Origin of the sequence: Schleiferilactobacillus shenzhenensis LY-73 (assembly GCF_000469325.1) — a bacterium.
Classification (GTDB): domain Bacteria; phylum Bacillota; class Bacilli; order Lactobacillales; family Lactobacillaceae; genus Schleiferilactobacillus; species Schleiferilactobacillus shenzhenensis.
In genome coordinates this window covers 114,884-123,651 of record NZ_KI271588.1, presented here as the reverse complement: position 1 = coordinate 123,651, position 8,768 = coordinate 114,884, and the positions used below count along the sequence as shown (strand labels likewise).

Here is an 8,768-nt window from a genome sequence, read left to right as displayed (position 1 = left end):
CCGTGCCCACCACTAGCTCCGCAGGACCGGCTTCGCACTAGCTGCGCGTCGCCGCCCATTTTGCCGGAGCTTGCGGAGCTTTGGCACGGCGCCGGGGAGGGTCTCACCACACCCAACACGTTCCAGCCCCAATCTGCGGAGCCCGGAGGCACCCGGCCCGTTGACCGACATGAATTGAACAACGTTGCGAAAAGTGTCGGGTTCATGACACTCGGCTTTCAAGATGTGCTTGCGCGGTTTTCTTGAGTATTACATAATGGCATTAAATAGACAAGGTGTTCAAGCAATGAAATGAAGGGACGGATACACATGGCCTATATTGACGTGCAGCATGAATCCAAACGGTACCAAATGGGCGAGACGGTCATTAAGGCCAACGATGATATTTCTTTCTCCATTGACCAGGGCAAGCTGACGGTGATCCTCGGTCCCAGCGGGGCGGGGAAGTCAACGCTGCTGAATATTCTCGGCGGGATGGATTCTCCCAGCGGCGGCAAGATCGTCGTCGACGGGACGGACATTGCCCAGTTCAGCGAGAAGCAGCTGACGACTTACCGGCGCAACGATGTGGGCTTCGTCTTCCAGTTCTACAACTTGATTCCCAACCTGACGACGGCCGAGAACGTGGAGCTGGCCACGGCCATCGTGCCGGATGCCCTGGATCCCACCGCCGTCCTGAAAGAAGTGGGGCTGGGCGGACGTTTGAACAACTTTCCCTCCCAGCTGTCCGGCGGCGAACAGCAGCGGGTGGCGATTGCCCGGGCCTTGGCGAAGAATCCAAAGCTTTTGCTGTGCGATGAACCGACGGGGGCGCTGGATTACGAGACAGGGAAGCAGGTCCTTTCTCTCCTCCAAGACGCCAGCCACCGGGACCACAAGACGGTGATCATCATCACCCACAACTCGGCGATTGCCAAGATGGCCGACCGGGTCATCCGCATCAACGATGCCAAGGTGCGGTCGGTGGCGGATAACGCGACCCCGCTGCCGGTCTCCGAGATTGAGTGGTGAGCGCGATGCAGCCAATGGCCAAGTACATGTGGCGCAACATCAAGGATTCCTTGGGGCGCTTCATCGCGATCATTCTGATTATCTTGCTGGGCGCGCTGATCTTCGTCGGCGTCAAGGCCACCGGGCCGGCGCTGAACGCCTCGCTGAACGCGACGGTCAAGGACGACCGGCTCAGCGACGTGCAGCTCTTTTCTTCCACCGGCTTCACTGGTAAGGACGTCACGGCTGCCGAGAAGGTGGCCGGCGCCCAAGCCGAAGCGGTCAAGTTCAAGTATGTGAACGGCAGCCGCGGCCAGGTGGTGGCGCTCTATGGCTATACCGCCGGGCAGCGGCTGAATGCTTTCTCCCTGCGCAGCGGCCACGCCCCGCGCCGGACCAACGAGATCGTCCTCGATGCCCGGGCCCAGCGGACTTACGGTTACAAGCTGGGCCAGACCTACACCTTCCCGGCGGACGCTAAGCTGGGTCGGCAGACGTTCACCATCGTTGGTTTCGCCGATTCACCGCTCTACATCGACAACAGCCAGCGCGGCTCGGCCAACGTCGGCGACGGCACAGTCCGCTACTTTGCCTACATTCCGGCCAGCCAGATGAAGCTGGCCGCCGCCAGCCTGCTCAACGTCCGCTTTGCTAAGCTGCAGACGGCCGATACGGTGACGGACCATTACCAGGATCTGGTCAAGATCCAGGAGAGAAAACTGAAGGCAGTCTTCAAGACCCGGGCCAAGGACCGGAACGCGGAACTGCTGGCACCCACGCTGAAGAAGTTAGATGCCCAGCAAAAACAGCTGGATGCGGCCAAGAAACTGGCCGGTGACTCGCCCCAAATCGCGGCGCAGCAAGCCGCCTTGACGGCTGGCCGGAAGAAAGCCGTGGCGGCCGTCCATACGACTTATACGTGGGAGACGCGAAATGACCTGCCCGGCTTTTCTGCCTACGGCGACAGCTCCGATCGCATTGCGGCCATCGCCAATGTCTTCCCGGTGTTCTTCTTCCTGGTGGCGGCGCTGATCACCTTCACGACCGTCACCCGGATGGTGGAGGAGGCCCGCGGCCAAATCGGGGCGTTCAAGGCGCTGGGCTACGGCAAGTGGCGCATTGCGCTGAATTATCTGAACTATGCGCTGCTGGCCGGGGTGCTGGGGACGGTGCTCGGTTCTGTGGCCGGGAATTATTCGATTCCCCGGATCGTGATTGCCTTATATAAGAACGAGTATCTGCCCCTGACGCCGGTGGTGCCTTTTGGTTGGGACGTCGCCGCACTGGCGGCGGTCTTCTCCCTGCTGGCGACAGTGGGGGCGGCCGCCATCGTCGTCCGTGAACAACTGGCGGAGAAGCCGGCGGATCTGATGCTGCCGCGGGCGCCGAAGTCCGCTAAGCGCATCCTCCTGGAACGGATCACGCCGCTGTGGCGCCGCTTCAACTTCAATCAGAAAGTCAGCTACCGCAACCTGTTCCGCTTCAAGTCCCGGATGTGGATGACGATCATCGGCATCGCCGGGGGCACCGCTTTGATCTTGACCGGTTTCGGGATCAAGAACTCGATTCAGGCCAGCGGCGGCCGCCAGTACAGCGAGATCGTCAAGTATCAAGCGGTCGTCCGCTTAGCCGACGGGTCCGGGAAGGCGAACGCCGCCCGGGGAATCTTGGACGACAATCCCCACTACCGCAGCAGTATCGCCGTGACGGCGGACGCCGCTGACCTCACTGCCCATGGTCACAAACGGACTGACGTAACGGTCTTTGCCAGTAACGCCCCGGTCAAGATGCAGCAGTACGTCGGGCTGCATCGCCAGCAGGGCGGCACGGCCATTACGCTGCCTGCCAGCGGCGTGGTCCTGACCCAGAAGACGGCTCAGCAGCTGAACTTGGCGGTGGGCGATACGGTTCACGTGAAGACCACGGCCGGGGACACCGGCAGCGCCAAGGTCGCCGCTATTGCCACGAATTACGTGGGCAACACCATGTACCTTTCTCACCAAGCCTACCAGAAAATTCTGGGGACCAAGCCGGTCAGCAATTCCTTGCTGGTGCGGTTCAAGGCCATGACGGCCAGTCAGCGCAATACGCTGGCCCGGCAGCTGCTCAAGAGCGGCGCCGCCCTGGGCACCAGTTATACCGTGGACCAGCAAGCGACGGTGAACAACATGGGCAAGATGCTGGACCCCGTGGTGCTCATCTTCATTCTCCTCTCCGGTGTACTGTCCTTCGTGGTGCTGTATAACCTGACGAATATCAACGTCGCCGAGCGGATCCGCGAGCTTTCGACCATTAAGGTGCTGGGCTTCTACGATAACGAAGTGACGATGTATATCAGTCGGGAGAATATCATCCTGACGGTGGTGGGTATCCTCTTCGGCTATGCCGGCGGGAATCTGCTCACTGCGTATATTCTGCACCAGGCGGAGACGCCGCAAGTTATCTTCCCGCTGTACATCAGCTTCAGCGGCTACGCGGTGGCGACGGTGCTGATGATCGCGTTCACCGGAATCGTCATGGGGATTACCCACTGGCGGCTGAAGCGGGTGGATATGGTGGAGGCGTTGAAGTCCAACGACTGACTGGACTGGTCATTCCTCAGCAAAGGACGCTGAGGAATGACCAGCAAACCGGTACAAGGAGAATCCTAATAATCAGTTAGCATTCGATTGATCGAGACAGGTGCGAGGGATAAGTTTTCCCGAGGCGGCCTGTCTCTTTTGGTTGCGGCGGTAATGGGGTAAAATACGTGTACACATGCAAACAAGGGACTTTTTTTAATTTTTCACCTTTGCCGTCACTTTGCGTAATGTATAGATGACGGGCAGGATTACCCGTTGATTCGTGAAAAGGAGGAACTAATGATGGATGTGAATAAACTAGTTGACTGGTTTCGGGTGACCAACTTTGTTGATGTTCACCAAAATCGGGCTGCTGAAAATTTAACCCTGGTCAAGCTGATGAATCTGCTGTACTTTGCGCAAGGGGTTAATCTCGCTGAAACGGGTCGGCCGCTGTTCGACGAACAAATGGTGACGTGGAAGTACGGCGCACTGATTAAAAGCGTGTATACGCGCTTCGATGGCCGCAATTATGTGGCCGGTAAAATTCGGGAGCACGATCGGAATAACTACCATGAGGTGGAGAAAGATCCCGAAGCGGGCGAAGCCGTGAATTCTGTGAATCAAGCCTATGGCGGCACATCGGCCAGTGACTTGATGACCATTATTCGCATGCAAAAACCTTGGCTAGACGCAAATGGCGGACAAATCATTGACCAGCGAGTTTTGGGCCGCTATTTTGCTGAGCATGTGATGGCTCATGGGTAATCGAGGCGGTCAGCTCAGAAAACCGAACCTCAATAAGCCAGTGCATTTTGTGAAGATTGACGACAATCTATTTTATGTCCTTGCGGTGGATTCCCATTTCTCTTCGTATCGGCATTAATCCTCTGGTATCATTTTAGCTTTGTGAAAAGTTAGGCTTACAGGATGAGGAGTCAATGACCAGGACTGTCTGTCTCTTTTGGTTGCGTTAGTCATGGGGGTACAGTACGTGTACACGTGCAAAATAGAAAATTTCTCCGCTTTTTTAAATATGACGGTGCTTTTGCGTAATGTATTAGTGACGGGAAAGTAACCACCGATTCGTAGGATGGAGGAAAAATAATGGATGTAAAAAATGTTGTGGATTGGTTTATTTTGACGAATGCTGCCGACGTGAAGACAAACCCTTTGGTTGATGTGTTAACACCAATCAAACTGATGAATCTCTTGTACGTTGCACAGGGCTATCACTTGGCCGCCAACGATGAGCTCCTCTTTTCAGAGCCCATGACGGCATGGGTATTTGGGGCTAAAGTGGCTTCCGTGCAGCGGCATTTCAGCGGTAAAAGAGAAGCACTCGATCCGTTTGCTCATCACAATGGGGTCTCAGCACAGATTGTGGATGATGACAAGCATAGCCGGGAAGCCGTGCGCGCGGCATACGATGCATTTTGGGACTGGTCAACGAATGAGCTGAGTGAAGCGGTTAAGAAGCAGACACCATGGATAGAGGCGAGGGCGCGCGAGGATAACGTCATTGATCAAGGCGTGCTCAAACGGTATTTCGAACAACACGTACTTGCATATGGCTAGAAAATCACCGCACATAATCGCTTCTTCTGGTCGAAGGAAGATGCCGTCACTCACCGATACGCAACATTCAGACGCTGACCAGTACCTCGCCTTCAACTTTTCGTTCATCACTCATGAACAGAAATATTCTTTGGATGCGCTGATGAAGCGCGACCGTAAGTTTTCACAGAAGCTGTTAAAGAAGGTGGAAGCCTTGTCCACTGATCGAAAAGTACAGGTGATGAATCGAAACCGGGAACAGGGATTTGAGTTAATGCCCTTCACCGAGGTTCGTTTTCGTGTTGATCCAAAGTTCCATTCAATGGGCTTCGATGAACACTTGGAAACGGGTTATTGGGTCTTTAGGTTGAATAAACTAGGTCGGGTGATTTGTGGAATGATTAATACAGTCGTCTATATTTTAGCGGTCGACACGGATTTTGAAACCTATAAGCACTGACCGCTAATTTGTCATTCCGTGGGAACCAATGAATTGAACGCCATCCAACCTAACGCTGCTTGTTCTCCAACTGGGCCACCTGTGCCGCCACGTCCACCCCCGGATCGACCTGCTGGTTATTCAAGAAGGTATGCGTGTACGCCTGCCGGTACTGGCTCGGCGTCAGCTGCAATTTCTTCTTGAACAGCCGGCTGAAGTACTTGGGGTCGTTGAAGAACGCTTGGCGGGCGACGGCGGCCACCGGTTCGCTGGTGGTGAGCAGCAGGTAGCGGGCGTAGTCCAAGCGGACGCTGCTGATGTATTCCTGGATACTCATGCCCGTGGCCCGCTTGAAGATGCGGGTCAGGTAGCTGGCATTCAGGTGGAAGCGGTCGGCGATGGCCGTGACGGTGAGGGGCTCGGCCATGTGGGTGCGGATCCACTCCCGCACCAGGTTGCTGATGCCTTGGTGGCTCGGGCTGGCGGCTCGCTGCTGAGCGGCGTCGTTGGCCAGCTCAATGAACAGCATCGTGGCTTGGTAATCGGCGGCGCGGGGGACGAGATAATGGCTGTGGCTGACATCCAATAATTGGTGGATGTTGACCACGGCCTTTTCTTGCGCTTGAAGGTGGAAGAAACGGGGCAGGGTGAGGGCGTTCGCGGCCGGCTGGGCGGTCACCGTCGCCGGAGCGACGACGTGCAGCCAGAAGAACGTGCTGGGCGTCACCGTTTGCCGGGTCCCTTGGATGGTTTCGTGGGGGAATACCGTCAGCACGTCACCGGCTTCCAGCGTGAACGTTTCGCCGCTGACTTGCAGAAAGACCTGGCCGCTGAGGCCGACCAGAATCTCCGTGTCTGTTTCGTGCTGGTAACGGTGGTGCTGCCAGCCCAGCTCGGCGGTGAATTCACCGCAGGAAGCATAGGCTAGCGGGGCTTCTAGAGAAAAATTCAAGAACTGCATGTCATCGGGCCATCCTTTCACGAACAAGTCAGATTTGTCCACCTTTTCTATCAGTATAGCAGTTCTCTCAGCCTGTGAAAGCCCTTAAACTAACGGTATTGATACAAATTAGGAGGACAGCGCAAATGAAAATCGAGCATATCAAGGTCACCGATCCATTCTGGACAAAATACCGAGCGATTGTGAAGGATAAATTGATTCCTTACCAGTGGTCAGTGATCAACGACGACAAGGAAATTGCCATTGAGAAGGAAAACGCGGATGCCTATGACGCCGTGGAGAAGAGTCATGCGGTTGAGAACCTGAAGATTGCGGCGGGCTTGAGCAAGGGCCATTTCTACGGCTTCTGGTTCCAGGATTCTGACGTCTACAAGTGGCTGGAGGCGGTGGCCTATGCGTTGCGGTACGCCCCCGACAAGGAACTGGAAGGCATCGCCGACAGCCTCATCAACATCATCGCCCAAGCCCAAGAACCGGACGGCTACCTGGATACGTACATTCAGATTGAAGCGCCGGAGCACAAGTTCACCCATGTCTCCCTGAGCCATGAACTGTACGTCATGGGTCACTATATTGAAGCCGGGGTGGCCTACTACCAGACCACCCGCAATCAGAAGGCCCTGGACATTGCCAAGAAGATGGGCGACTGTATCGACGCTAATTTTGGCCCTGAGGACAACAAGATGCACGGTTATCCCGGTCACCCGGAAGTTGAACTGGCCCTGGCCAAGCTGGCTGACGAGACCGGCGATGCGAAGTACACCCGCGTGGCTAAGTATATGATCGACCAGCGGGGCACCCGGCCCAACAATTTCTTCGAAGAACAGCTTAAGAATGTGCAAGCTAAGAAGATCGAGGACCCCTACTACGGCGATGCCAGCAAGCCGGATCCCGAAGCGTCCTACTTCCAGAATGATGTGCCGGTACGAGAAATGCAGAGCGCGGAGGGCCACGCCGTCCGGATGGTCTACCTGCTCACCGGCATGGCCCATGTCGCGCGGCAGACCGGTGACCAGAGCCTCTTGGCGGCCAGTCAGCGGTTGTGGGAAGACATCACCCAGCGGCAGATGTATGTGACCGGCGGGGTTGGTTCCTCTGCGCCGAAGGGGGAAGCCTTCACCTTCGATTACGACCTGCCCAACGACACGGCGTACGCCGAGACCTGTGCGTCCTGCGCCATGTCCTTCTTTGCTAAGCAGATGCGGGACGCCCGTCAGGACGCTGATTATGGCGACGTGCTGGAGCGGGAACTTTACAACGGGACCATTTCTGGCATGTCCCTGGACGGCGAGCATTTCTTCTATGTGAATCCCTTGGAAGTCGACCCGGAAGCCAGCAAGAACGATCCCATGAAGTCCCACGTGAAGGTCCAGCGCGCGGCTTGGTTCGGCTGTGCCTGCTGCCCGCCGAACCTGGCGCGGTTGGTGGCCTCCGTCGATCAGTACATCTACACGGTCACGGACGACGCCATCTACGCCGACCAGTTCATCGGCAATGAGACCACCTTCGACAACGGCTTGACGATCAAGCAGACTGGCAACTTCCCTTGGTCCGGCGACGTGCAGTTCACCATTACCGCTGACCAAGCCGTGGAGACGACCGTGGCCATCCGCATCCCGGCCTGGAGCCGCCACCAGTACACGGTCACCGTGGACGGCCAGCCCCTGGCAGCCGAGCTGGACCATGGTTACTTGAAGATGAAGAGAAATTGGATCAGTACCACGCAGATCAAGCTGACGCTGGACATGAGTGTGCAGATGGTCCACGCCGATTCCCGGATCAAGGACGATGTGGGCAAGACTGCCATCCAGCGCGGACCGGTGGTCTACACCTTGGAACAAGCTGACAACGGCCGCCACTTGCAGGCTAACACGCTGCCGGCTACACCGGAATTCACCGTCACGCCAGACGACACGACCTTCGCCGTTCCGACCATGAAGATCACGGCCAACGCCCTGCACACCGACGCTGCCACACCGGCGGGCAGCCTCTACGGCACCCCGGCAACCACGCTGACCCATAAGCAGCAGCTGACCTTCATCCCGTACTTTGCCTGGGCCAACCGGGCGCCGGGCGAGATGATGGTCTGGGTGCACCAGGCGTAAGCGTTGGAGGCCCGGCGATTTGGGCCGATACGGCGTTGTGCTGCGCGCTGCCGACTCGTGAACCAAGGTATGGTCCGCAGGGCCCGGCGATTTGGACCCTCCGGCTGGCTGGGCGTGGAACGTGGCCGGCACAGCTTTGAGCCTTTTGACAAAGT

At 56.9% G+C, this 8,768-nt stretch carries 7 protein-coding genes; 6 read left to right on the top strand and 1 reads right to left on the bottom strand.

What is annotated here, in order from left to right; genetic code table 11:
* Positions 1 to 309 precede the first annotated feature (309 nt).
* The 5 genes from L248_RS07400 (at position 310) to L248_RS15850 (ending at position 5,568) form a co-directional block, all read left to right on the top strand.
* On the top strand, positions 310 to 1,011 hold the full coding sequence (locus L248_RS07400; protein ID WP_022529532.1) for an ABC transporter ATP-binding protein: 702 nt from the start codon (positions 310 to 312) through the stop codon (positions 1,009 to 1,011).
* Between the two features lie 5 nt (positions 1,012 to 1,016).
* The gene (locus L248_RS07395) at positions 1,017 to 3,572 is read left to right on the top strand and encodes an ABC transporter permease (protein WP_022529531.1); all 2,556 of its coding nucleotides are present in this window, start codon (positions 1,017 to 1,019) and stop codon (positions 3,570 to 3,572) included.
* A gap of 279 nt (positions 3,573 to 3,851) precedes the next feature.
* The gene (locus tag L248_RS07390) at positions 3,852 to 4,319 is read left to right on the top strand and encodes a Panacea domain-containing protein (protein WP_022529530.1); all 468 of its coding nucleotides are present in this window, start codon (positions 3,852 to 3,854) and stop codon (positions 4,317 to 4,319) included.
* A gap of 339 nt (positions 4,320 to 4,658) precedes the next feature.
* A complete protein-coding gene (locus tag L248_RS07385; protein WP_022529529.1) occupies positions 4,659 to 5,129 on the top strand; it encodes a Panacea domain-containing protein in 471 nt (156 codons plus the stop codon).
* On the top strand, positions 5,122 to 5,568 hold the full coding sequence (locus L248_RS15850) for a hypothetical protein (RefSeq protein WP_155828593.1): 447 nt from the start codon (positions 5,122 to 5,124) through the stop codon (positions 5,566 to 5,568). Before L248_RS07385 ends, L248_RS15850 begins: the two co-directional genes overlap by 8 nt.
* Positions 5,569 to 5,617: 49 nt before the next feature.
* Here the strand turns inward: L248_RS15850 and L248_RS07375 are convergent, their stop codons facing one another.
* On the bottom strand, positions 5,618 to 6,508 hold the full coding sequence (locus L248_RS07375; protein WP_040535488.1) for an AraC family transcriptional regulator: 891 nt from the start codon (positions 6,506 to 6,508) through the stop codon (positions 5,618 to 5,620).
* A 125-nt stretch (positions 6,509 to 6,633) separates the two neighbouring features.
* On the opposite strand from L248_RS07375, the gene L248_RS07370 reads away from it, so the two are divergent.
* The gene (locus L248_RS07370; protein WP_022529526.1) at positions 6,634 to 8,613 is read left to right on the top strand and encodes a glycoside hydrolase family 127 protein; all 1,980 of its coding nucleotides are present in this window, start codon (positions 6,634 to 6,636) and stop codon (positions 8,611 to 8,613) included.
* Positions 8,614 to 8,768: the final 155 nt, after the last annotated feature.